The organism is Micromonospora sp. NPDC018662 (genome assembly GCF_044391475.1).
Taxonomy (GTDB): Bacteria; Actinomycetota; Actinomycetes; order Mycobacteriales; family Micromonosporaceae; genus Micromonospora.
Genome location: NZ_JBISAC010000003.1, coordinates 484,509 through 507,668 on the forward strand (window position 1 = coordinate 484,509; position 23,160 = coordinate 507,668).

The 23,160-nt window shown below is 75.1% G+C and carries 20 protein-coding genes; 11 read left to right on the forward strand and 9 right to left on the reverse strand.

All coding sequences use genetic code 11. The annotated features are described in order from the left end of the window. Nucleotides 1-18: 18 nt before the first annotated feature. Complete coding sequence (locus tag ACH495_RS11780) at nt 19-1,176, reverse strand: serine hydrolase domain-containing protein (protein WP_396857687.1); 1,158 nt, start codon at nt 1,174-1,176, stop codon at nt 19-21. Between the two features lie 216 nt (nt 1,177-1,392). Here ACH495_RS11780 and ACH495_RS11785 point away from each other — a divergent pair, with 216 nt between their 5' ends. The 6 genes from ACH495_RS11785 (at nt 1,393) to galE (ending at nt 7,938) form a co-directional block, all read left to right on the forward strand. Next, complete coding sequence (locus tag ACH495_RS11785; protein ID WP_396857688.1) at nt 1,393-2,757, forward strand: alkaline phosphatase PhoX; 1,365 nt, start codon at nt 1,393-1,395, stop codon at nt 2,755-2,757. 142 nt (nt 2,758-2,899) lie between these two features. Continuing rightward, entirely contained in the window at nt 2,900-3,958 is a 1,059-nt protein-coding gene (locus tag ACH495_RS11790) for a LacI family DNA-binding transcriptional regulator (protein ID WP_396857689.1), read from the forward strand. A 437-nt stretch (nt 3,959-4,395) separates the two neighbouring features. Then, complete coding sequence (locus ACH495_RS11795) at nt 4,396-5,367, forward strand: transcriptional regulator protein (protein ID WP_396857690.1); 972 nt, start codon at nt 4,396-4,398, stop codon at nt 5,365-5,367. 151 nt (nt 5,368-5,518) lie between these two features. Continuing rightward, nucleotides 5,519-5,791, forward strand: a complete 273-nt coding sequence (locus ACH495_RS11800) for a hypothetical protein (RefSeq protein ID WP_396857691.1) — start codon at nt 5,519-5,521, stop codon at nt 5,789-5,791. A gap of 268 nt (nt 5,792-6,059) precedes the next feature. Then, nucleotides 6,060-6,926, forward strand: a complete 867-nt coding sequence (locus tag ACH495_RS11805; protein ID WP_396857692.1) for a glycosyltransferase — start codon at nt 6,060-6,062, stop codon at nt 6,924-6,926. Nucleotides 6,927-6,960: 34 nt separating this feature from the next. After that, on the forward strand, nt 6,961-7,938 hold the full coding sequence (gene galE, locus ACH495_RS11810) for a UDP-glucose 4-epimerase GalE (RefSeq protein ID WP_396857693.1): 978 nt from the start codon (nt 6,961-6,963) through the stop codon (nt 7,936-7,938). An 11-nt stretch (nt 7,939-7,949) separates the two neighbouring features. Here galE and ACH495_RS11815 read toward each other — a convergent pair whose 3' ends face one another. Then, nucleotides 7,950-8,372, reverse strand: coding sequence for a VOC family protein (locus ACH495_RS11815; protein ID WP_396857694.1), 423 nt, complete (start codon nt 8,370-8,372; stop codon nt 7,950-7,952). 79 nt (nt 8,373-8,451) lie between these two features. Between ACH495_RS11815 and ACH495_RS11820 the strand changes: the two genes are divergently transcribed. Together ACH495_RS11820 and ACH495_RS11825 are read left to right on the forward strand one after the other, a co-directional pair. After that, nucleotides 8,452-9,687, forward strand: coding sequence for a glycosyltransferase (locus ACH495_RS11820; RefSeq protein ID WP_396857695.1), 1,236 nt, complete (start codon nt 8,452-8,454; stop codon nt 9,685-9,687). 2 nt (nt 9,688-9,689) lie between these two features. Beyond that, nucleotides 9,690-10,478 (forward strand): inositol monophosphatase family protein, encoded by a 789-nt coding sequence (locus tag ACH495_RS11825; RefSeq protein ID WP_396857696.1) that lies wholly within the window; start codon nt 9,690-9,692, stop codon nt 10,476-10,478. A 40-nt stretch (nt 10,479-10,518) separates the two neighbouring features. On the opposite strand, the gene ACH495_RS11830 is transcribed toward ACH495_RS11825, so the two are convergent. The 6 genes from ACH495_RS11830 to ACH495_RS11855 all read right to left on the reverse strand — a co-directional run bounded on the left by ACH495_RS11830 (nt 10,519) and on the right by ACH495_RS11855 (nt 19,086). Then, nucleotides 10,519-11,613, reverse strand: a complete 1,095-nt coding sequence (locus ACH495_RS11830) for an N-acetylglucosamine kinase (protein WP_396857697.1) — start codon at nt 11,611-11,613, stop codon at nt 10,519-10,521. Then, nucleotides 11,610-12,599 carry an alpha/beta hydrolase gene (locus tag ACH495_RS11835; RefSeq protein ID WP_396857698.1) on the reverse strand — a complete coding sequence of 330 codons (990 nt, stop codon included), beginning with the start codon at nt 12,597-12,599 and terminating at the stop codon, nt 11,610-11,612. Before ACH495_RS11835 ends, ACH495_RS11830 begins: the two co-directional genes overlap by 4 nt. Beyond that, nucleotides 12,596-13,522, reverse strand: a complete 927-nt coding sequence (locus ACH495_RS11840) for a TauD/TfdA family dioxygenase (RefSeq protein ID WP_396857699.1) — start codon at nt 13,520-13,522, stop codon at nt 12,596-12,598. Before ACH495_RS11840 ends, ACH495_RS11835 begins: the two co-directional genes overlap by 4 nt. Nucleotides 13,523-13,576: 54 nt before the next feature. Continuing rightward, nucleotides 13,577-15,700, reverse strand: coding sequence for a thymidine phosphorylase (locus tag ACH495_RS11845; RefSeq protein ID WP_396857700.1), 2,124 nt, complete (start codon nt 15,698-15,700; stop codon nt 13,577-13,579). Further along, nucleotides 15,697-17,517 carry a non-ribosomal peptide synthetase gene (locus tag ACH495_RS11850; RefSeq protein WP_396857701.1) on the reverse strand — a complete coding sequence of 607 codons (1,821 nt, stop codon included), beginning with the start codon at nt 17,515-17,517 and terminating at the stop codon, nt 15,697-15,699. The genes ACH495_RS11845 and ACH495_RS11850 overlap by 4 nt, the downstream gene beginning before the upstream one ends. 315 nt (nt 17,518-17,832) lie before the next feature. After that, the gene (locus ACH495_RS11855; RefSeq protein ID WP_396857702.1) at nt 17,833-19,086 is read right to left on the reverse strand and encodes a 6-phospho-beta-glucosidase; all 1,254 of its coding nucleotides are present in this window, start codon (nt 19,084-19,086) and stop codon (nt 17,833-17,835) included. A 130-nt stretch (nt 19,087-19,216) separates the two neighbouring features. On the opposite strand from ACH495_RS11855, the gene ACH495_RS11860 reads away from it, so the two are divergent. Continuing rightward, a complete protein-coding gene (locus ACH495_RS11860; RefSeq protein WP_396857703.1) occupies nt 19,217-20,494 on the forward strand; it encodes an aspartate aminotransferase family protein in 1,278 nt (425 codons plus the stop codon). Further along, complete coding sequence (locus tag ACH495_RS11865; RefSeq protein WP_396857704.1) at nt 20,491-21,237, forward strand: SDR family NAD(P)-dependent oxidoreductase; 747 nt, start codon at nt 20,491-20,493, stop codon at nt 21,235-21,237. The genes ACH495_RS11860 and ACH495_RS11865 overlap by 4 nt, the downstream gene beginning before the upstream one ends. Before the next feature lie 54 nt (nt 21,238-21,291). Here ACH495_RS11865 and ACH495_RS11870 read toward each other — a convergent pair whose 3' ends face one another. Next, a complete protein-coding gene (locus ACH495_RS11870) occupies nt 21,292-22,212 on the reverse strand; it encodes a TauD/TfdA dioxygenase family protein (protein WP_396857705.1) in 921 nt (306 codons plus the stop codon). A gap of 164 nt (nt 22,213-22,376) precedes the next feature. On the opposite strand from ACH495_RS11870, the gene ACH495_RS11875 reads away from it, so the two are divergent. Then, on the forward strand, nt 22,377-23,153 hold the full coding sequence (locus tag ACH495_RS11875; RefSeq protein WP_396857706.1) for a LamG-like jellyroll fold domain-containing protein: 777 nt from the start codon (nt 22,377-22,379) through the stop codon (nt 23,151-23,153). Nucleotides 23,154-23,160: the final 7 nt, after the last annotated feature.

Consider the following 23,160-nt stretch of genomic DNA (forward strand, 5'->3'; position numbering starts at 1 on the left):
CCGGAGGCGGTACCGAGGTCAGCGGGCGCAGAGCGCCGCGTCGACGCTGGCGGAGACCGCCTCGACCATGTCCAGCGACGTCGGGAGCCCGGTCACCGCGACCACCGCGCTGCGCCCGTCCGTGGTGGCCAGGTTGCGCGTCTCGAAGCCCTGGATGTCGCCGCCGTGCCCCCAGGCGTGGCCGCCGCACGGCAGGTCGTGCCGGGCGATGCCCAGGCCGTAGGCCCACCCCCCGGTGGGCTCGAACCCCGGCGCGTCCACCGTGCGCATCATGGCGGCCTGCTGCGCGGGTCGGAGCAGCCGGCCGGCGAGCAGCGCCTCGAAGAACGTCCGCAGGTCGCCCGGCGTCGAGACGAGCTGCCCGGCGGCCCAGCCCAGGGACGGGTCCATCTCGGTCACGTCGATCCAGGGCGCGCCCGGCGCGACCGCCACGTATCCCCGCGGGTGCCGGCCGGTGAGGCGCTGGTCGCCGACGCCCGGCCAGGAGGTGTCGCGCAGCCGCAGCGGCTCGATGATCCGCCGGGTGATCTCCTCGCCGATCGGGCGCTCGGTGACCCGCTCGACGATCAGCCCGGCCAGCACGTAGTTGGTGTTGCTGTACTCCCACGTCGTGCCCGGGGCGTGCCGCCGCGGCCGGGTCAGCGCCGCGTCCACCAGCCGCCGCGGTTCGAGGTACGCGTGCGCGCGGTCCACCAGGTCCTGCGGTGCGGTGAACAGCACGTCGTCGTAGTCGGGCAGGCCGCTGGTCTGCTGGAGCAACTGGCGTACCGTGATCCGTCGCCCGTCGTTGCCGTGGCCCCGCACCAGGCCGGGCAGGTAGCGTTCGACGGTGGCGTCCAGGTCGATCCGGCCCTCGCCGACGAGCTGGAGGACGACCACCGCGGTGAAGGTCTTGGTGTTGCTGCCGATGCGCACCCGGCCGTCGGTGGGCACGCGGTGACCGGTCCGTAGGTCGCCGACCCCGGCGGTGAGGTCGCGCACCCGGCCGTCGGCGCTCCGGACGGAGGCCAGCGCGCCGGGGAAGCGCTGCGCGGAGACCAGGCGGTCGAGGTGCTGCTGGACGACGTCGGGCCGCCCGGTCGTGGTGGGCGCGGCGGACGCGGCGGGCACGCCCAGCGCGGTGGCGGTCAGCACGGCCAGCGCGCCGGCGGCCATCGGGACGGTTCGGCGGGTCATGACGACTCCTCGGTGGACGGTGTCGGGTACGGCTTCCAGCCTCGGGCAACCGGGGCCCGCCCTCCATCCCGCCTGCTGCCCGACGCGGGTACCGCAGGCACCACCCCGCTGGGGTGGGGCGACCCCTGCGACCGGCGAAGGCAGGGGTTCGCCGAGGTTGTGCATCCGGCGAACGTCCCTAACATTGATCCACGTCGAACAACGATGGAGGCTCACGTGACTCTCGACCGGAGAAGCTTGCTGACCGGGGCCGGCGTCGCCGGCCTCGGGATCGTCCTGGCGGGCACGACGGACGCCCTGTTCACCGCCGCGCCCGCGTTGGCCCATCCGGGAGCGGGCTACGGCGACCCGGTGCCCGACCCGGCCGGGATCCTGGACCTGCCACCGGGCTTCCGCTACACGATCCTGTCCCGGGAGGACGACCCGTACGCCGGCGGTCGGGTGCCCGGCTACTTCGACGGCATGGGCGCGTTCGCCGGCCTGGGCGGGCAGGTCCGCCTCACCCGCAACCACGAGAACCACCCGGACGCACGGCACCCGGTGGTGGGGCCGCCCGAGCGGACCTTCGACCCGGGCGGCAAGGGCGGGGTGACCGTGCTCGCCCTCGACCGCCGCCACCGACGCGTCGGCGAGTACGTCGGCGTCGCCGGCACCGCGGTCAACTGCGCCGGCGGGGTGACGCCCTGGCACACGTGGCTGACCTGCGAGGAGACCGAACTCCGCCGAGGCGACCAGGGGTACGAGAAGGACCACGGCTGGATCTTCGAGGTGGATCCGTTCCGGGACGCCCGCAACGCGGACCCGACGCCGCTGACCGCGATGGGACGGTTCCCGCACGAGGCGATCTGCGTCGATCCGCGCACCGGCACGGTGTACGAGACCGAGGACGCGTCCGGCCAGGCGTTCGGCTGCTTCTACCGGTTCCTCCCGCGGCGGCCGCTCGGCGGGCACGGGAGCCTGCGGGCCGGCGGCCGGCTCCAGGCCATGCGGGTGCCGGGCGTCGCCGACCTGTCGACCGTCCGCGAGCCCGGCACCACGATCGGCGGGGTCGAATGGATGGACGTCCCGGACCCGTCGGCCACCACCACCCCGACCCGCTACCAGGACTACGGGCCGGCCGGCGTCACCCACTCCGCCAAGCTGGAGGGCGCCTGGTGGGGCGTGGACGGGGCGGCCTACTTCGTCTCGTCCTACGCCCGCCCGGAGGAGGGGGCGGCGGCGGCCCACCGTGGCCAGGTGTGGCGGTACGAGCCGGCGACCCGCTGCCTCACGCTCGTCGTCATCTTCCACGCCGACGGCACGGACGACCCGCTGTTCGAGACGCCGGACAACATCTGCGTCACCCCGTTCGGCGGGCTGATGATCTGCCAGGACGGCGACGGCGAGAACTACCTGATGGGCGTGACCCGGGCCGGCCGGCCGTACCCGTTCGCCCGCAACCGGCAGAACACCGGCTCGGCCACCGAGCCGGTGTTCGGCGAGTTCGCGGGCGTGTGCTTCGCCGACGACCGGCGGACCCTCTACGTGAACATCCAGGCGCCGGGCACGACGTTCGCGGTGACCGGCCCGTTCTGCCGGTGACCGCCGCCGGCGTCGGTCGGGTCGTGCGACCGCTCGTACCGGGCGGTTGCACGGCCCCGGCCGGCGGCGGCGCGGTCGTCGCCGGGGCGCCCGCCGAACGACCCGGTCGGCCGGATCGGCCGGATCGATCTAGAATTTCCCGATGGTCCCCGGTGTCCCAGACCGTGGCGCGGATCGCCGGCGTCGCCGGCCGACCCTGGCGATGGTCGCGGTCCGGGCGGGTGTGTCCACCCAGACCGTCTCCAACGCCATCAACGCGCCGCAGCGGGTGGCGCCGGAGACGCTCGACCGGGTGCTGGCCGTGGTGCGGGAGCTGCGCTACCGCCCGCACCGCGGGGCACGTGCCATGCGGGCGTCGGCCGCCCGGTCGGTGGCGGTCCGGCTCAAGGCGGTCCCGGACGGTCTGAACGGGCCGATCTTCGACCGGTTCCTGCAGGAGCTGTGCGCTCGCCTGAAGGCGTTTCGCTACACCGTCCGCCTGGTGACCGCACCGTGGGGCGTGGAGGAGGTCGAGGCGTACGAGGACCTGTTCGTCGAGGCGGCCATCGACGCGGTCGTCCTGATGGAGGCGCGGCTGGACGACTTCCGGCCGGCGATGCTCCGTTCGGCCGGGGTGCCGTTCGTGATGTTCGGCCGGCCCTGGGGGGCGCCGGACGACGAGACGTTCCCCTGGGTCGACGTCGACGGCGCGCTCGGTCTGGAGCTGGCGGTCGAGCACTGCGTGGACCGCGGCTACCGGGACATCGCGTTCCTGGGCTGGGCGGCGGGCGCGATGAGCGACGAACGTCGTGCCGGGTGGCTCCGTGCGCTCCGGCGGCGGGCGTTGCCGCCGCTGGTGGCGATCCAGGAGGGCCCGGACAGTGTGGACAACGGGCGGGCGCTCGCCGAGCGGGTGCTGCGGCGACCGCGCCACCCCCAGCGGCGGCTGGCGCTGGTGTGCGCCAGCGACGCGATGGCCATCGGCGCGGTGGCGGCGGTGCGGAGGGCGGGCCTGACGGTCGGCCGGGACGTCGGGGTCACCGGCTTCGACGACGTTCCGGCCGCGGCGCTTGTCGACCCGCCGCTGACCACCGTGTACCAGCCGGTCGAGCAGTGCGGCGCGCTGGTGGTGGGCCGGCTGCTCGCCGAGCTGGACGGGGCCGACGCCGCGCCGTCCGCCGGCCTGCTGGCGCCGCGTCTGGTGCCGCGCCGGACGACCTGACCGGCGCGCCGGACGCGGGTCGGCGGCACGGTCGCCGCCCGGGTAGGGGAACCCCTAGAAGATCAAACCGGCTCATCCCTGTCTATGTCGCAACTTCCAGGGAGGTCGACTACGATCTGTGTAACGTTCAAATCGGTGCCCATGGCGTCGATCGCCGCAGCCGAGACCGGGGAACGACGGAGACGCGCGGCTGGGCCGACCCGCGTCCCGTGCCGTTCCGGCCGTGGGTTCGCCGCCCGCCCATCGAACCAGAGGGATCGGGCCGCGGCGTGCCGCGAACCGGCCCGGCCGCCGGGGCGACGTCAGTGGCGCGCCCCGACCACCTACTGCGAATCCGGGGGTGCAGGTTGACCACACAGGTAAGCAGAGAGCCGGAAGAATCTCCGCCGGAGCGGAGCGGTCCACCCGTCGTCACGTCGGTGTCGGCCGGCGAGTCCGTGGCCGTCAGCACGCTGCTGCCCGCCGACTCGCCCCGGCTCGACGGTGAGGACGAGCGGCACGTACGGCTCCTCGCGGAGCTGGTCCCCGACCTGCCACCGATCCTCGTGCACCGGGGATCGATGCGGGTGATCGACGGCATGCACCGCCTGCGCGCGACGCAGCTACGGGGCCACGAACGGATCAGCGTCCAGTTCTTCGACGGCGACGAGGTCGACGCGTTCGTCCGGGCCGTCCGGCTCAACATCGCGCACGGGCTGCCCCTCACCGTCGCGGACCGGCGCGCGGCGGCGGTCCGCATCCTCGGCGCCTACCCGCACCGCGCCGACCGGTGGATCGCGCGCTCCACCGGCCTGGCCCCCAGCACGGTCGCCGCGATCCGGGCCGACCTGGGCCGTGCCGGTGGACCGCAGCCGACCGGCCGGATCGGGCGCGACGGCCGGGTCCGTCCGTTGAGCAGCGCCCACGCCCGCCGGCTGGCGAGCGAGGTCATCGCCCGGCGCCCCGACGCCTCGCTGCGGGAGGTGGCGCAGGAGGTGGGCGTGTCCCCGTCGACCGTGCGGGACGTCCGCGAGCGACTGCGCCGCGGCGAGGACCCGGTGCCGGCCGGTGCGCGGGAGGCGGCGCACGCTCACCCGCTCGACCGCCTCGGGGACTGCCCCACCGACTCCGGTCCCCGCCGGATGCGGTACGACGGTCACCCGCCGCCGGACGTCGCGCCGGCCGAGAAGAACGGCCCGGCGTTGCTGCACAGCCTCAGCCGGGACCCCTCGGTGCGGTTCAGCGAACCGGGCCGGGCCCTGCTGCGCACCATGTTCGTGCAGAACAACGGCCCCCACTCCTGCGAGGGCCTGATGGACCAGCTGCCGCCGCACGTCGCCTTCGTCGTGGCGGAGGTGGCGCGATCGCTGGCCCGCCAGTGGTCGGACCTCGCCCAGCGGCTGGAGCACCGGTTGCGGGCCTCGGCCTGACCGCCTCCGGTGTGCAACCGCTCGAGCGATCGGTTGAACACACCTCCGCCGGACGGGCAGGCTGCTCCGCGAGAAGGGCGGCGGCCCGCGTCCGCCGCCAGGCGCCGCCGGTCCGGCTCCGGCCGAGCCGGTGGAGGAGGGAGAACCCACCATGACCAGGAGACCCGGTCTGCTCCGGGCGGTGACCGTCGGCGTCGCCGCGCTGGCCGCGCTCGCCGCGACGGCGGTGACGGCGGCCCCGGCCGGCGCGACGGTGACCGCGACCCGGACGTTCGTCGGCTACGGCTACCTGCCTTCGGACGCCCACACCGCGGCGGTCAACCAGATGACCGCCTACAGCCCCTCCTGCCGGGAGGTCGGCACCACCTACTCGCCGGCCGGGTCGGAGCACTACTGGAAGGCGACCCTGACCGCGGACTGCTGATCCCGGGTGGCTCCGGGCCGACGCGGGGCGGGGCTCGGCCCCGCCCCGCGGTCGCGGGGGCCGGCGGCGGCTCGACCAGCGCGTACCGCCCGGACAGCATCCACGTTGCTATGATGACCTTCGATATCTTCGGCGACCTCGACGGCCCGCGGCGACGCGTACGGAGCGGGCGGTCCCGCCGATCGCCGCGCACCGGCCACCCCGCCACGACCCGCCCGCCACCCGGCGGGTGACGACGCGCGTCCACCTACAGGGGAGAAGCTCGGACATGACGAAGGTGAACTGTCTGATCATCAATCACAACACCTCGGCGCTCGCCGCCGTGGCGCTGGCGTCCGTGGTCCTGTCCACCGACTCGTGGTCCCGCGACGACCTCGCCATCACCGTGATGGACAACTCGTCCACCGACCCGGACGTGGCGCTGGTCGCCGAGATGGCGAAACGGTGCGACGTGCCGTTCCTGCCCAGCCGGTGGCCGCACCCGGGGCCCGTCATCGCCGCGAAGCGCCTCGACTCGACCGGCGACGGCCTGCGCGACTTCGTCGTGCAGCACCAGGACTGCGACTACTACTGGCTGGTCGACTCGGACGTCGAGGTGCCCGCGCCCGGCGTCCTCGACGCGCTCGTCGCCGCCATGGAACAGGACCGGAACCTCTGGGCGGCGACCGCCACCATGGCCCGGTCCGACGACGCCGACCTGTGGGCCCAGATCGCGTTCGGCGACATCATCGAGATGGCCTTCGAACGGTCCCGCGGGGGCCGCAACGGCCCCAGCCGCAAGGAGTTCCAGGGGCCCCTGCACGTGCGCTCCCCGCACGCCTGCACGCTGGTACGCCGCGACGACGTGGTCGTCTCCGTCGCCCGGCACGTCGGGATGAGCCCGGTGGGGGTGATGAGCGGCGACCCCGCCGTCGGCGGCTTCTACGACACGTTCGGCATGTTCACCCGGGTCATGACCGCGCTCGGGCGGACCTACACCACGGTGGACGTCCCGGTGCTGCACGCCGAGGGCGGGAGCTGGGCCGCGCACGCCTACCCCGAGCGGGCGGAGCGGGCCCGGGTCCGGGCCGCGGAGCTGGCCCGGGAACTGGAGAGCCGGGGACACGGCGCTCCGGACGCCGGCCGAGTCCGGTAGCCGGCCGGGCCGCCGGACCGGACGGGTCACGAGCATGAACGTGCTGGTCGTCGGCGGCGCCGGCTACATCGGCAGCGTGACGGTCCGCTACCTGCGGGACGCCGGCCACCGGGTCGTCGTGCTGGACAGCCTGGTACGCGGATTCGCCGACGTGGTGCCCCGAGGGGTACGCCTCGTGCGGGCCGACATCTCCGAGCTGGCCGACGCGGTGCCGCGCGACGAGCGGATCGACGCCGTGGTGCACCTGGCCGCCTACGCGTACGTGGGGGAGTCGGTGCCCCGACCGGAGATCTACTGGGACAACAACGTGGTCCGGAGCATCAAGCTCCTCAACGCGATGCGGGAGCGGGGCATCCGCGACATCGTCTTCGCGTCGAGCTGTGCCGCCTACGGCGAACCCGTCCGGCTGCCGATCGGTGAGGACCAGCCGCCCCGGCCGGTCAACGCGTACGGCATGACGAAGCTCGCGGTGGACATGGCGCTGGCGAGCGAGGCCACCGCGCACGGCCTCGCCGCCACCAGCCTGCGCTTCTTCAACGCCGCGGGCGGGTACCGCGACGTGGGCGAGCGGCACGACCCGGAGACGCACCTGATCCCGACGGCGCTCCAGGCGGCCCTCGAGCGGCGCGGCGACCTCACCATCCACGGCGCGGACTACCCGACCCGCGACGGCACCTGCGTCCGCGACTACATCCACGTGCTCGACCTGGCCCGCGCCGTGGAGCTGGCGCTGCGGCGCAACCGTCCCGGCCGGCACGCGGTCTACAACCTCGGCACCGGGACCGGCGCCACCAACCGCGAGGTCGTCGAGATGGTCCAGCAGGTCACCGGGCGGTCCTTCGCGGTCGCGTACGGGGCCCGCCGTCCCGGCGACCCGCACACGCTGCTGGCCGCCAACGAGCGCGCCCGCCGACACCTCGGGTGGGAGCCGCTGTGCTCCTCGCTCGACCGGATCGTCGAGGACGCGTGGCGCTTCCACCGGGACTTCCGGGGCGTGGTCGCCCGGCGGTGACCCGCCGCGGCTCAGTCGTCCTCGTCGTAGAAGCCGCAGGCCGGCGGCAGCGTCCAGTCCACCGGCGGGCCCTGCCGGGCGTAGACCTCCAGGCGGATCCCGTCCGGGTCGTGGAAGAAGAGCTGGCCGGTGGCACCGGCGCGGATCGCCACGCCCGCCGCCCGGAGCGCCGCCTCCACCGCGCCCAGCTCGGCGAGGTCGGTCACCTCGAACGACAGGTGGTGCAGGCCGGCCCGCCGGCGCGCGAACGGCCCGTCGCACTGCTGCCAGAGCGTGAGCAGCACCTCCCCGTCCTGACCGAGATGGACCCACGGGCGGTCCGCGTCGGCGGACGACCGGATCACCTCGACGTTCAGGGCCCGCTGGTAGAAGGCCGTCGAGCGGCCGATGTCGGAGACGTTGAGCCCGGCGCTGCCGGTGCGGATCGCGACCATGCGCAGACCCTAGCGGTGGTGGCCAGCCCGCCCGGGGCAGTCAGTTCCGTCGATGAGAAGCCTGTGCCACGATCCCGGCATGACGCTCCTTGCGGAGGCGGATGCCGGGCGACGGGTCGCGGCGCCGCACACGGATGACCGGACGACCGACCGGGGACCGACGCTGCCGAAGATCAGCGTCTCGATCCCCTACCGCAGACGGCTGCACAACCTCGGCCTGGTCCTGGAGAGCCTGGCCCGGCAGACCATGGACCGCGCCGAGTTCGAGGTCGTCGTGGGCGCCATGGAGTACGCCGAGGAGTACGTCGACCTGTGCCGCCGGTTCACCGACCGGCTCGACATCGTCTCGGTGGTCAGCTCCCGCGAGTTCCACATCCCGCACGCCCGGAACCTCGCCATGCGACAGGCCAGCGGCGAGATCGTGGTGCAGATGGACGCGGACACGTTGCTGCCGCCGGACGCCCTGCGCAACCTCTACGACCGGCACTTCGCGTTCGGCCAGCGCGTCTGCGTCGTGGGCCAGGTCGTCGGGTACGGCAACAACAACGACGGCGACGTCACGTCGATCGAGCCGCTGCCGTACGACGCGCACCTGGCGAACCTCGACGCGATGGCCGCGGCCCCGGACTGGCCGGCCGACCCGCGCTTCCAGGTGGACCATGTGATCCCGTGGGCGTTCGGCTGGACCGGCCTGATCGCGCTGCCCCGCGCGCTGGTGCGGGAGCACCGGCTGTACTTCGACGAGAGCTTCCGCGGCTGGGGCGTCGACGATCTCGAGTGGAGCTACCGTGTCTGCGCCAGCGGCACCCCCATCGTGCTGCGCCCGGACGTGTACGCCCTGCACCTGCCGCACCTGCGCGACACCGCCGCGAACCGGGTGACCGAGACCGCCAACTACCGCCGCTTCCTGCGCAAGTGGCCCGGCCCGGACGTGGAGCTGGCGCACGCGATCGGCGACGTCGAGGCCAACGCCCGGTATCTCGAGTTCCGGCGGGAGCTGCGGGCGGTGGGGGAGGGCCGGCCGGTGGGTACGCTGCGCGGCCGGGTGGCCGGCCGGAGCGTCCTCGTCGTCGGCGCGGCGCTCGACCCCGGGCGTCGTCCGGTCGACCCGGCGGTCGGTGACCTCTTCGACGACGGGGCCGCGGTCGAGGCGCTGCCGCTGGCCGGGCTGGCCCTGCCGTACGACGAGGGCGAGGTCGACGAGGCCCGCGTCCTGCCGGCGGTCGGTCGCTTCTCGGCGGGCTGGCGCGACGCGGTGGCCGCGGAGGCGGCCCGGGTCGCCCGCCGGGTCACCTGGGTCGGCGAACCGGGATAGCCGTGGCGGGCGAGGACGACCTGCTCGCGCTGGCGACCCGGGCCGCCCGCCGGGGCGGCGAGGAGATCCGCCGGCGCCTCGGCGGGGCGGTGGAGCTCGGCCGGAAGAGTTCCCCCACCGATCCGGTCACCGAGGCCGACCGGGCCAGCGAGGCGGCCGTGGTGGCGCTGATCGGCGCCGCGCGGCCGGGCGACGGGATCCTCTCCGAGGAGGGCGCCGACCGGGTGCCGGAGACCGGTCTGCGGTGGGTCGTCGACCCGCTGGACGGCACGGTGAACTTCCTCTACGACATCCGGCACTACGCGGTCAGCGTCGCCTGTGAGCGGTGGCGGGACGGCCGGTGGCAGCCGGTCGTCGGCGTGGTCCGGGACGAGGCACGCGACGAGACGTTCACCGCGGTACGGGGCCGGGGCGCCCGGCTCGACGGCGTCGCGCTCGCGGTCAACGAGCCGGTGGCGCTGGACGCCGCGCTCGTCGCCACCGAGTTCTCCTACCGGGCCCGGTCCCGGCGGCGGCAGTCGCGGGCGGTGGCCCGGGTCCTGGCCCGGGCGCGGGACATCCGCAGCACCGGCAGCTCCGCGCTGGACCTCTGCTGGACGGCCGCCGGCCGCTTCGACGCCTTCTACGAGGACGAGCTGTCCCGCTGGGACTGGGCGGCCGGGGCGCTGGTCGTCGAGGAGGCCGGCGGCGCCTCGTCCCCGATGGGCAGCGGGATCCTCGCCGCCGGGCCGTCGCTGCACCGGGCGCTGCGCCGGCTCGTCGACCCGGACCGGCCGGCCGGACGCGGCTAGCGCCGGTTTCGTCGGGCCGGCCAGTGCCGCGGAACAGGCCCTACGGCCGGACCGCCGGCGCCGTCCGTTCGCCGTAGGCCGCCCGCAGCCGACGCTCGGCGTCGGGTCCCGCGCCGAGGTGGTCGAGCCCGAGCAGGGCGGCGCCGGCCACCGGCGGCACCGTGGGCACCCGCAGCACCGCTCGGGGCGCGCGCGCCGCGATGCCGGCGGCGATCGCCGCGGTCATCGGCGGGTGCCGCCGGGCGAGTACGGTGCCGCCGAGCACCACCGGCGTCGCGGCGTCCAGCAGGTCCAGCCGGCGCATCAGCACGCCGGCCATCACGCAGATCTCCTCCGCCTGCCGGGTCAGCAGCGCGGCGGCGACCTCGTCCCCGCCGGCCGCGGTGGCGAACAGCACCGGGGTCAGCCCGGCCAGGTCGGCGCGGGACACCCGGCCCGTGCGCAGCCCGACGGCCACCGCCCGCATGCTGGTCAGGCCGAGGTGAGCCGGGATCGTCAGGCGCAGGGCGGTGTCCGGCCCCCGCCCGTCCTCGGCCCGCATCGCCGACCACGACGCCGCCGCGCTGAGGTCGTTGCCGCCACCCCAGTCGCCGGTGTCCCCGCCGAAGGCCAGGAACCGGGCCTCCCGCCCGTGCGCGTCACGGCCGACGCCGTTGATGCCGGTGCCGCAGACGACACCGACGCCCCAGGTAGCCCCGGCGTCGCCGGCCAGACCGGCCCGGAGCACCGCGAAGGTGTCGTTGCGGACGTCCACCGTCGTGCTCCAGCCGGCCCGACCCAGCGCCCGGGCCATCGCCGTCTCCTCGTCGGGCAGGTCGAGGTGGGCCAGGCAGGCCGAGGTGTGCCGCGCGACGGGTCCGGCCGGCCGGCCCGCCCGCCGCCGCGCGGTGTCGACCAGTTCGCCGAGCAGGCGCAGGGTCGCCGCCGGCGGTGCGTCCTCCCGCAGGCCCGGCCCCCGTACCTCGGACAGCGGTGTGCCGTCGGCGGCGATGAGCGCGACGTCCGTCTTGGTGCTGCCGCCGTCCACGGCGAGCACGGCCGGCAGCTCCCCGCCGGCCACGGCGTGCTCGGCCGGCAGTTCCCCGCCGGCCACGGCGGACCCGGCCGGTGGTGCCGCGCCGGCCGGCCGGCTCACCCGGCGTCCAGCGTCCGGCGCAGCCAGCTCAGGCGGGCCGCGCGGGCGGCGCGGGAGACCTCCGCCTCCGGCACCCACTCGTCGAAGCTGTGGAAGGCGCCGGACCACACGTGCAGCTCGGCCCGGCCGCCGGCCCGCCAGATCCGGCTGGCGTAGCTGACCCCCTCGTCGCGCAGCGCCTCGGCCGATCCCACGTCCACGAAGGCCGGCGGCAGCCCGCCCAGGTCGGTGGCGAGCGACGGCACCGCGTAGCAGGACGCCGTGCCGGTGCCCCGGCGCTCGCCGAGCAGCGCGGTCCACCCGGTCAGGTTGGAGACCCGGTCCCAGACACCGCGCCCGTCGAACTGCACGGACGACGCGCTGTCGCACCGGTCGTCGACCATCGGGCAGAGCAGCATCTGACCGGCCAGGCGCGGGCCGCCCCGGTCCCGGGCCAGCAGCGCCACCCCGGCGGCCAGGCCGCCGCCGGCACTCGCGCCGCTGACCACGATCCGGCCGGCGTCGAACCCCTCCCGCCCGGCGTGCTCCGCCACCCAGCGCAGGCCGGCGTAGCAGTCCTCGACCGGGGCCGGGTCGGGGTGCTCCGGCGCCAGGCGGTAGTCCACGCTGACCACCGCCGCGCCCAGCGCCTGGGCCCGGTCCAGCTCCCCGATCAGCTCCACGCTGTTGCTGGTGCCGGCCACCATGCCGCCGCCGTGGATCGTGTAGACCACCGGCTGCGGCCCGGCGACCGTGGTGGGCCGGCAGACCAGCAGCGGCACCGGCGGCGCGTCCGCCGGGCCGGGAACCCGGTGGCGGGACACCCGGAACGCGCCGCCCCGGGAGATCGCGTCGTCGGAGAGGCCGCCGGCCCGGATCCGGTCCCGGTCGGCCGGGATCATGTCCGGGGTCATCGAGCTGGGCCGGCGGCGCAGGATCTCCCGCAGCGGCCCGGCCAGCTCCGGGTCGAACGGCGGCGGCGGCCCGACGTCCACCGGGACGCTCATCGTCCGGCCTCCGGCCCCCGGGCGCCGTCCGCGGCGAGCACGGGCACCCGCGGCTGGCGCAGGTGCAGGCTGCGGAACATGCAGCGGCGTCGGTCGGGGGCGTCCCGGTAGGGCGTGCGACCGTGCGAGATGCGCGTGTTGTCGAACACGATGATCTCCCCGGCGTCGAGCCGGAGCTGGACGAAGTGGGCGCTGCCCGGCTGGCTCGCGGCGGCCAGGAACCGGATGCCGCGCTCCAGCGCCGCCGCGTCCACACCGGCGGGCACCGCCCACGAGTCGGTCTCGGTGACGCTGTACCGGTTCACCAGCCGGCCGTCCTGCACCGTGAAGGCCGGACCGGCGTTCACGTCGGCGCTGCCGTTGATGGTGGCGCGGCGCACCAGCGTGCCGGGCACGGTCAGCGCCTGCGCGGCGGCCAGGTCCGCGCCGGCCAGCTCCACGAACGCCGCCGACGCGTTGAACAGCAGCGAGTCGCCGCCGGAGGCGGCCGGCATCTCGCACAGCAGCAGGGACGCCTTCACGTAGCCGATGTCCTGGAGCGTGCCGTCGCAGTGCAGCTCCTGCCCGACGGTGTGGCCGAACGACGGGTGGCCCGCGTCCCGGGTGCCGGCGTTGCGGGCGGCGGAGATCTGGGACACCTTGGGCGCCTGCCGACCGGCCAGCGTGTAGAGCGGGGGCACGAACGGCTCACCGAGGCAGAGCGACCCGGCGACGTCCAGCAGCCGTTCCTCGGTGAACGGGCCGCGCGGCAACCGCATGATGGCGAAGCCGTGCCGGTCGTAGCGGCGGACCGTCTCCGCGGCCTCGTCGTGGCCGAGGTGGGCCGGGTCGGCGATCGTCACCGGGTCGGCGGGGATCCGGTCGAAGGTGGTCCGTACCGATCCGGTCGCGGCCAGGAGCCGGTCGGCGGTAACTGGGTGCATGGTCCGTCTCCAGGGGTCGTCGGTCCTCCGGGCCGGATCGGCCGGAGGCGCGGGTCACACGAGCAGGTGGTGGACCGCGGGTGTCGGCCCGGGGGGCTCGTCGCCGATGGTGAAGGCGTGCTCGGCCAGGTGGAGCGCGGTGGCCACGTCGCCGCCGCCGTGGTGCACCTCGGCGAGCACGTCGCCGGCGGCGACCTCGTCGCCGACGCGCCGGCGCAGCACGAGCCCGGCGGCGTGGTCCAGCGGCGCCTCGTGACGCAGCCGGCCCGCGCCGACCCGCACCGCGGCCGCGCCGACCGCCCGGGGATCGACCGCCCGGACCCAGCCGCCCCGCGACGCGGTCACCGGCACCCGGTGGGGCGCGGTCGGGAGCAGGTCCGGATCGTCCAGCATCCGGACGTCGGCCCCCTGCGCCTGGGCCCACCGCAGGAACCGCTCGTACGCCGCCCCGCCGGTCAGGGCCGCGCGTACCCGCTGGTCGGCCGTCGCGTCGTCGAGGTCGGGTCGGACGCTCTGCAGCATGAGCCGGGCGACCACCTCGCAGGTCTCGGTCACGCCCGGCACCTGCGCGCCGCGCAGCACGTCGAGGGCCTCCCGGACCTCGAGCGCGTTGCCGACGGCGTACCCGAGCGGTTGGCTCATGTCGCCGAGCACCGCCCGGCAGCGCAGGCCGAACCGCCCGGCGAGGTCGACCATCGTGCGGGCCAGCAGCCGCGCCTCGTCGGCCCCCGGCAGCAGCGCCCCCGCGCCGGTCTTGACGTCGAGCACCAGGCCGTCCGCGCCGACCGCGATCTTCTTGCTCATGATGCTGGCCGCGATCAGCGGGATGCTGTCGACAGTGCCGGTGACGTCCCGCAGGCCGTACGTGGCGCCGTCGCCGGGGGCCAACGACCGGCTCTGCCCGGTGATCACCATCCCGGTGCGGCGCAGGACGGCGTGGACCTCGGCCGGGTCCAGGTCGAGCCGCAGCCCGGCGATGGACTCCAGCTTGTCGATGGTGCCGCCGGCGTGGCCGAGGCCGCGTCCGCTCATCTTGACCGCGGCCACCCCGCACGCGGCGACCACCGGCACCACGACGAGGCTGACCTTGTCGCCGACCCCGCCGGTGCTGTGCTTGTCGACCACCGGCCCGTCCACGTCGCGCAGGTCCAGCCGCTCGCCGCCGGCCAGGTAGGCCTGGGTCAGCGCGGCGGTCTCCGCGATGCTCATCGTCCGGCACGCGACGGTGGCCAGCCAGGCGGCCATCTGGTGGTCCGGCACCCGCCCGGCGACGTAGTCGGCGACGATGCCCTCGATGACGTCCGGCCGCAGCTCGGCCCCGAGGCGCTTGTCCCGGATCGCGGTCTGGATCCGGGCCGAGGCGTCCAGGGCGCGGGTGCCGCCGCCCGCCGTGTCGGTGCCACGCGTGTCGGTGCCGCCCGCCGGGTCGGCGCCGGCCGCGGCGTCCGCGCCCGCGGCGGCCAGCCCGCTGGTCAGCGCCTCGACCGGCGGGTCGGTGACCAGGTAGAAGTGCCCGCCCGGCCGGCCCACCTCGCGGAACGCGCCGGTGGTCAGCCGTCGCCACGGCCGGCGGTCGGCGTGCTCGTCGTCGTCGCCGACCACAGTGGTCACCGGGCACGCCAGCACCGGGCCGGCGGCCATCCGGTAGGCGTGGAACATCCGGCTGTCGCTGATCACGTACGGCAGCACCAGCTCCCGGAACATCGGGTCGGCGGCCAGCTCCGGGTCGGTGCCGCCGAGGCGGACCAACTCGTCGGCGACCGCGTCCGGGTCGTCGGTGAACGCCAGCTCGTCCGGGCCGGGCAGCTCGCCGTCGCGGGAGCCGGAGGCGAACAGGTGCGCCAGCCGGACGCCCCGGCGTTCCAGCTCGCGGGCGGTCTCCAGGGCGACGGCGGCGCCCATGCTGTGCCCGAACAACGCCAGCGGCCGGTCGGCGAGCGGTTGTACCGCGTCGGCGATGCGGCGGGCGAGGTCCGGCAGGTCCGTCGGCGCCGGTTCGGCGATCCGCTCGGCGCGCCCCGGATAGCGCACCACGTACACCTCGACGTCGGGCAGCAGCTCGGACCAGCCGCGCAGCAGCGAGGCCGAGCCGCCGGCGTGCGGGAAGCAGACCAGCCGCGGCCCCGACCCGGGGCGTTCCGCCTCCCGGTGCAGCCAGATGCCGGGGTCGGCGCTCATCGGTCGGTTCCCTGGCGGCTGCGGAGCTGACGCATCCGGGCGACCTGGTCGCGACGTGGCCCGGCCGGGGGATCGGGCGGCTCCGACGGCGCGCCGTCGGCCGCGCCGCGGATCAGCGCGGTTTGGGCGGCCACGGTGGTGTGCTGGAACAGCGCCACCATGGACGGGCGGGCGCCGACGTGCCGGTCGAGCGCGTCCTGCAAGGTGAACACGGCCAGCGAGTGGCCGCCGAGGTCGAAGAAGTTGACGTCCACCGGGACTTCGGCGATCTTGAGCACCTCGGCCCAGGCGGCCGACACCCGGGCGGTCAGCTCGTCCCCGGCCGGCGCGGCGGCCGGCTCCGGCTCCGGCGTCCGTTCCTCGGCGAGCCGACGGAGCCGGGCCCGGTCCACCTTGCTGTTGGCGGTACGCGGGAAGTCGTCCAGCACGTGCACCCGGGCCGGCACCATGATCGGCGGCAGCCGGTCCGCCGCGACGTCCCGTACCCCGGCGGGCGTGGTGCCGGCGGACCCCAGGACGTACGCCACCAGCCGCTCGCCGTCGGCGTCGGGCAGGACGACGGCCTCGCGTACCCCCGGCGCCGCGCGCAGCGCCGTCTCGACCGCGCCCGGCTCCACCCGGTGGCCCCGGATCTTCACCTGGTCGTCGCGGCGGCCGAGGAAGTCGAGCGTGCCGGCCTCGTTCCAGCGCACCAGGTCGCCGGTGCGGTACATGCGGGCGCCGTCGGTGTCGGCGAACGGGTCCGGGCGGAAGGCCCGTGCCGTGGCATCGGGCCGGCCCAGGTAGCCGCGGGCCACCGTGGCGCCGCCGACGAACAGCTCACCCACCACGCCGCGGGGCACCGGCCGCAGCTCCGCGTCCAGGACACGCAGGTCGACGCCGGGCACGGGACGGCCGACGGACACCGGCTCCGGGCCGGTGAAGCGGTGGTAGCTGGCCCAGACCGTGGCCTCGGTGGGCCCGTACTCGTTGACCAGCGCGGTCGCGCCCAGCACCGCGAAGTGCCGGTCGACGAGCGTCTCGGGCAGCGCCTCGCCGGCCACGACGGCCGTCTCCAGCGAGCGCAGCGGGCGCCCGTCGTCCCGCGCGGCCACGTCGAGCACCATGCGGTAGAGCGACGGTACGCAGAGCAGGCGGGTCACCGCGTGCCGGTCCACCAGCTCGACCACCCGCTCGGCGTCCCGCCGCTCGTCGGCGTCGGCCACGACCAGGCAGCCGCCGCTGGTCAGCGTGCCCCAGACGCCGGCCACCGAGGAGTCGAAGGCCAGCGACGACAGCAGCAGGAACACCGACGGTCCCGGGTAGACCAGGTGGCGCGCGGCGGTGGACGCGGCGAGCTGCCCGTGCTCCACCAGCACCCCCTTCGGCTCGCCGGTGGTGCCGGAGGTGTAGATCACGTAGGCCGGGTCGGTGGCGGCGACCGGCGGCGGCGGGCCCGGCGTGCGGTCCGTGCCCGCGGCCGGCACCAGCGGGATCGTGACGCCGGCCAGGCGCGACGCGGTCACGTCGGTCACCACCACGGCGGCCGGGTCGGCGTCCGCGAGGACCGCCGCGACGTGCCGGTCCGGCTGGGCCGGGTCGATCGGGACGTACGCCGCGCCGCAGCGGAGCACGCCCAGCACGGCGGCGATCACGGTGGGGGACGCCTCCGCCAGCACGGCGACCCGGCTGCCGGGGCCGGCGCCGGCAGCCGTCAGGGCCGCCGCGACCCGGCCGGCGGCCCGGTCGAGTTCCGCGTAGGTGAGGCGCGTCGTGCCGTCGCGTACCGCCGGCGCGTCGGGGCGGCGGCGGGCCAGGTCCGCCACGGCCTCGTGCACCGGGGGACGGGGGACCGGGGGCAGCGGCGCGCCGCGTCCCAGCGCCAGGCAGTCGGCGGGCGTGCCGCCGGGACCGTCCGGTGTGTGCGAAGGCGTGGCCCGATGTCCGGACAACAACAACATGACCCCCTGAGCGGCTGGCGGAAAATGGTCGACCGACGCGGGTGAACGAGGTCGCCGAAGAATTGTGCGCGTGTCGTCGCGCGTGAGTTAGGCGATGCGGTGACGGCCCCTGGCGCGTATTTCTCCCAGCGTTTGACGGGGCCGGACAATCAGAGATTACGTATCGACAAACCTGTTTGGCAACCGCCGCCGTCAGCGGTTCAGGTAGGACGCGTTCTCGGCGAGGAGCCGGTCGGTCAGCTTCCCGGCGAGGTCGTACCGGCCGACGAGCGGGTGGGCCAGCAGGGCGGCCCGCACCCGGTCCCGGCCGCCGTGCAGCGCCGCGTCGAGCGCGAGTTCCTCGTACGCCGACACGTGCGCGATCAGGCCGCGCAGCAGGGGCGCGGGCGGCGCCGGTCGGAGCGGTCGGACCCCGCCGGCGCCGACCTCGGCCGGCACCTCGATCACCGCCTCGTCCGGCAGGAAGTCGAACGTGCCGGCGTTGCGCACGTTCGCCACCTGGACGTCGCCCACGTCGCGGACCAGGGAGTCGAGCAGCGCCATGGCCGCCTCCGAGTAGTGCGCGCCGCCGCGCGCGCCGAGCAGGTCCGGCACCCGGTCCCGGGCCGGGTCGGCGTACGCGGCGAGCAGGTCCCGCTCCACCCGCGCCACCTCCTCGGCGCGGGTGGGACCCGACCGCCCACGGGCGACCTCCTCGTCGTGGCGGTAGAAGTACCGCAGGTAGCTCGACGGGATGGTGCCGGTGTCGTGGAGCAGCCGCGGCGGCAGGCCGAGTTGCCGGCCGATCCGCTCGGCGTGGTCGGCCAGCAGTTCCGGCAGCCGGTCCCGGCCGTCCACCCGTACCGCCCGTACCCAGGTCAGATGGTTGAGGCCGACGTGGTCGAGCGCGATCCGGTCCGGCCCGACGGCGAGGATGTCGGCGAGCGCGTACCGCATCCCGATGGCCACGTTGCAGAGGCCGACGGCGCGGTGCCCGGCGTCGAGCAGCGCCCGGGTGACGATCCCGACCGGGTTGGTGAAGTCGATGATCCAGGCCCCCGGCGCCGACCGGTGGCGCGCCCGCTCGGCGATGTCGAGCACGACCGGGACGGTCCGCATGGCCTTGGCGAGGCCGCCGACGCCGGTCGTCTCCTGGCCGAGGCAGCCGTACTCGGGCGGCCAGCACTCGTCGCGCTGGCGGGCCGCCTGCCCGCCGACCCGCAGTTGGAGCAGTACGCCGTCGGCGCCGTCCAGGCCGTCGTCCAGGTCGTCGGTCCAGCGGAGCGTCACCGGCCGGTCGAGCGCCCGCAGCAGCCGGGCGCAGAAGCGGCCGAGGACCGCCAGGCGGTCCCGGTCGGGGTCGACGAGCACCACCTCGTCGACGGCGAGGCGGTCGGCGCGTAGCCCGATCCCGCTGACGAGTTCCGGGGTGTAGGTGGATCCACCGCCGATGACCGCGAGCTTCACGTTGTGCACCCTTCGTCCGTCCAGCGATCTGGAATATAGTTCGGATCGGCGCTTGCTCGGCTTCCCGTCGACTTCTGCCCCGGATTTCTGGGCGCATTTCCATTACTCTCTCAAAGATTGGGTGACGTCAATGTCTAACGAGAGTCTGCTCCGCGAGCGCGACCGGCGGTACGTCTGGCACCCCTGGTCCCCGGTGACGGCCGACCGGACCCAGCTGATGATCGCGCGTGGCACCGGCCACCACGTCGAGGACATCGGCGGCACCGAGTACATCGACGCGTCCTCGCTGAACTCGACGTGCGGCTACGGCCACCCGGAGCTGGTCGACGCGGTGCGCCGCCAGCTCGCGCGGCTGCACGGCCTGGACATCTCGGTGGCCAGCCACGAGGTCGCCGGCCTGCTGGCCGAACGCCTGGCCGCCTACCTGCCGCCGGCGCTCCACCGGACGCTGTTCGTCAACAGCGGCTCCGAGGGGATCGAGGCGGCCGTCCTCATCGCGCACAGCTACTTCTCGCAGCGCGGCCGGCCCCGCTCCCGGGTGGTCACGCTCGCGGCCGGCTACCACGGTTCGACAATGCTCGCCCGCAGCCTCTCCGGCCTGCCGCGGGTGGAGCACCCGTTCCAGGTGCCGCTGCCGGTGACCCGGGTGCCGCTGCCCGCCGCGCCCAAGGACATGCGGACGCCGGCCGCGCTGTCCGCGCTGCTGGCCGCGTTGCGGGAGGCCGTCGAGGGCGACGACCCGCCGATGGCGGTCGTGGTCGAGCCGTTCCTCAACGTGGGCGGCGGCATCGTCCTGCCCGAGGGGTTCCTGCGCGGGGTACGGGAGCTGTGCGACGCCAGCGGGGCGTTGCTGGTGCTGGACGAGGTGTTCACCGCGTACGGCCGGGCCGGCCGGATGTTCGCCTTCCAACGCGAGGGCGCGGAACCGGACGTCCTGGTCACCAGCAAGGGGCTGGGCGGCGGCTACCTGCCGATCGCCGCGGTGACGGTGCGGGACCACGTGTTCGACAGCTTCGTCGACGAGCCGGTCATCGGCGGCCTGCGGTACGGGCACACCACGTCCGGTCACGCGGCGGCCTGCGCCGCCGCGCTGGCCACCCTGGACGTCCTCGACAAGGGTGACCTGCTGACCCGGGCCGACCAGTTCTGCGCCCGGATGCTCGACCGGTTCGGCCCGTCGGCCGGCAGCGGCGACGTCGTCGACGTCCGCGGCCTCGGGATGATCGCGGTGTTCGAGTTCGCCTCCGTGGCCGCCTGCGAGCGGGTGCTGGGCCGCGCCCGGGCGGAGGGGCTGCTGTTGCGCCAGCACGGCCCGGTGGCCATGGCGGTGCCGCCGCTGACCATCGACGACGACGGGGTGTCGGCGCTCGCCGACCGGCTCGACCGGGCGCTCGAGGCGGTGCGGTGAGCGACCGGGCCCGGGGGCGCGTCGTGCTGGTCACCGGCGCCAACCGGGGGCTCGGCCGGGAGACCGCGCGGCAGTTGGCGCAGCGCGGCGCCACGGTGCTGCTGGGCGCCCGGGACCTGGACCGCGGCCGCGAGGCGGCGGCCGATATCGCGGCCGGGGGCGGGGCCGTGACGCCGGTACGGCTGGACGTGACCGACCCGGCGACCGTCGAGGCGGTCGCCGGTCGGGTGGCCGCCGAACACGGCCGGCTGGACGGGTTGGTGAACAACGCCGGCACCATCGTGGAGGATCTGGCGCTCGAGGTGACCGCGAGCCACCTGCGCCGGACGTTCGAGGTCAACGTGTTCGGGGTGGTGACCACCATCCGCGCGATGCTGCCGTTGTTGCGCCGGGCCACCGCGGCCTGCGTCGTGAACGTCTCCAGCACCACCGCGTCGCTCGCCCTGACCGGCTCCGGCGCGAGCATTCCCGGCGACGCGGACCGGCGGTTGGCGTACACCAGCTCGAAGGCGGCGCTGAACATGCTGACCCTCCAGTACGCAAGGGCGTTCGCCCGTGACCCGGAGCTGGCCCACATCCGGATCAACTCGGCGTCGCCGGGCTGGACCGCCACGGACATGAACGCCTACCGGGGCACCCGCCACGTCAGCGCGGGGGCCCGGATCATCGTGGAGCTGGCGACGCTGCCGGCGGGTGGGCCGTCCGGCGGTTTCCTGCACGACGACGGTCCGGTGCCCTGGTGAGGTCCGGAGGTGGGGCGGGGCGCCGCCGGCAGCCGGGGCGCCGCCGCCCCGCCGTCAGCGTGCCGCCGCGCTGAGCTGTTCCGCGCCGGCCGGCGCGTCCCGGGAGTACGCCTCCGTGTCGCCGAGCAGGGCGACGCTCTCCCGCCCGTCCACGCCGACCGGCACCGGGCCGGCCACGGTGACCCGTTCCGCCCGGCGCACCTGGTCGCCGTAGTCGTAGATCGCGTAGTGCTGGGTCGCCTGGTTGTCCCAGATGGCGAGGTCGCCCACCCGCCACCGCCACCGCACCGTGTGCTCCGGGCGCACCGCGTGCTCCTGGAAGACGCGCAGCAGGTCGCGGGAGGCGGACGGGCCCAGGCCGACGACCCGGCGGGCGAAACCGCCGAGCACCAGCGCCCGCTCGCCGGTCTCCGGGTGCACCCGCACCAGCGGGTGCTCCGACTCGTACGGGGTGGCGATGTACTCCCGGCGTGCCCCGACCGTGGCGTCGGTGTAGTCCGAGTCGTTGCTGTGCACCACCCGGAGCGTGTCGGCCAGCCGACGCAGCTCCGCCGGCAGCTCCGCGTAGGCGGTGGCCATGTTGGCCCACATGGTGTCGCCGCCGACGGGCGGGATCACCTTGGCGTGCAGCAGGGCGAAGGCGGGCGGCCGCCGGATGAAGGTGAGGTCGGTGTGCCAGTGGTTGGCCCGGCTGCCCTGCCGGGAATCCATTTCCCGCAGGAACGGCTGCCCGGTCGGCGAGGCGTAGATCGGGTGGCCGGCGGTGACCGTTCCCAATCGTCGGGCGAACGCCACCTGGCGGTCGAGGTCGAGCTGCTGGTCGCGCAGGAAGACCACTTTGTTGGCGAGCAGTGCGCGTCGGATCCCGGCGACCGTCTCGTCGCTCGTCGCGCCACTCAGGTCGACATTGGCGAGTTCCGCTCCGATCGCCCCGGCAAGCGGCCTGACCTCGATGGATGCTGATGCTTCAGGCATTCTTGGGCACCTCTCGAATGTGCGTCTGCAATTTTCGCATCCTGCCATCGATGGGCATCCGTCAACAAGTCTCCCGATTGTTGGTGGATCGATCAACGACTTCCCATAAATGTCTGTTCGATATAGTGTGGCGCGAGCCGTTGGCCCAGTGTGAGGAGAAGCAATTGACCGAGAGCAGCCCCACGACCCCGGTCCGCCTGTTGGCCTGGTGGCGGTTCGACGACCCGGCCCGGGCGGAGGTCGACGACGCGTCGGGCAACGGGCACACGATGGTCCCGCACGGCGGGCCCACCTGGACGGCCGGCGGCAAGTTCGGTGGCGGGTACGCGCTCGACGGCGCCACCCAGTGGTTCTCCACCACCGACCCGGTCGTCCGCTCCGACCGGAGCCTCAGCGTGGCGGCCTGGGTGCGGCTCGACAGCGCGCGCACCGGCCCGACGCCCGCCCTGCCGGACGACTGGTACGCGGTCACCGCGGTCAGCCAGAACGGGCCCTCCCACACGCCCTTCTATCTGGGCGTGCGACTGATCGACGACCCGGTCCACTCGAAGACGAACTACTCCATCCGGTGGAACTTCACCGCCGCGCCGGTGGACGGCAGCGAGACCGGCCCGGTCGAGTGGTGCCACGCGTTCTCCCGCCAGGTCATCCAGCCGTCCGAACTGGACCGGTGGGTGCTGCTGGTCGGCGTCTACGACCTGGACGCCGGGTTCGTGCGGCTCTACGTGCCGGGCAACGACGACGCCGGCGAGACCCGACTGCCCGACGGCTGGCCGTCGTGGCGGGCCGAGGGCGGGGTGCAACTCGGCCAGGCCCGGTTCCGGGACGACGTCTCCGACCAGTGGCCGGGCTCGATCGGCGCGGTGCGGATCTACTCCGGTGTGCTCACCGCCGCGGACGCCGCCAGCCTCTACGCCGAGGACAAGCTGGCCGGCGAGTGAACCGCGC

Excerpts from the sequence above, each read along its gene's own strand:
- ACH495_RS11780 (WP_396857687.1), bottom strand. The coding sequence starts at position 1,176 with ATGACCCGCCGAACCGTCCCGATGGCCGCCGGCGCGCTGGCCGTGCTG.
- ACH495_RS11790 (WP_396857689.1), top strand. The coding sequence starts at position 2,900 with ATGGTCCCCGGTGTCCCAGACCGTGGCGCGGATCGCCGGCGTCGCCGG.
- ACH495_RS11800 (WP_396857691.1), top strand. The coding sequence starts at position 5,519 with ATGACCAGGAGACCCGGTCTGCTCCGGGCGGTGACCGTCGGCGTCGCC.
- ACH495_RS11805 (WP_396857692.1), top strand. The coding sequence starts at position 6,060 with ATGACGAAGGTGAACTGTCTGATCATCAATCACAACACCTCGGCGCTC.
- galE (WP_396857693.1), top strand. The coding sequence starts at position 6,961 with ATGAACGTGCTGGTCGTCGGCGGCGCCGGCTACATCGGCAGCGTGACG.
- ACH495_RS11815 (WP_396857694.1), bottom strand. The coding sequence starts at position 8,372 with ATGGTCGCGATCCGCACCGGCAGCGCCGGGCTCAACGTCTCCGACATC.
- ACH495_RS11820 (WP_396857695.1), top strand. The coding sequence starts at position 8,452 with ATGACGCTCCTTGCGGAGGCGGATGCCGGGCGACGGGTCGCGGCGCCG.
- ACH495_RS11835 (WP_396857698.1), bottom strand. The coding sequence starts at position 12,599 with ATGAGCGTCCCGGTGGACGTCGGGCCGCCGCCGCCGTTCGACCCGGAG.
- ACH495_RS11840 (WP_396857699.1), bottom strand. The coding sequence starts at position 13,522 with ATGCACCCAGTTACCGCCGACCGGCTCCTGGCCGCGACCGGATCGGTA.
- ACH495_RS11845 (WP_396857700.1), bottom strand. The coding sequence starts at position 15,700 with ATGAGCGCCGACCCCGGCATCTGGCTGCACCGGGAGGCGGAACGCCCC.
- ACH495_RS11860 (WP_396857703.1), top strand. The coding sequence starts at position 19,217 with ATGTCTAACGAGAGTCTGCTCCGCGAGCGCGACCGGCGGTACGTCTGG.
- ACH495_RS11870 (WP_396857705.1), bottom strand. The coding sequence starts at position 22,212 with ATGCCTGAAGCATCAGCATCCATCGAGGTCAGGCCGCTTGCCGGGGCG.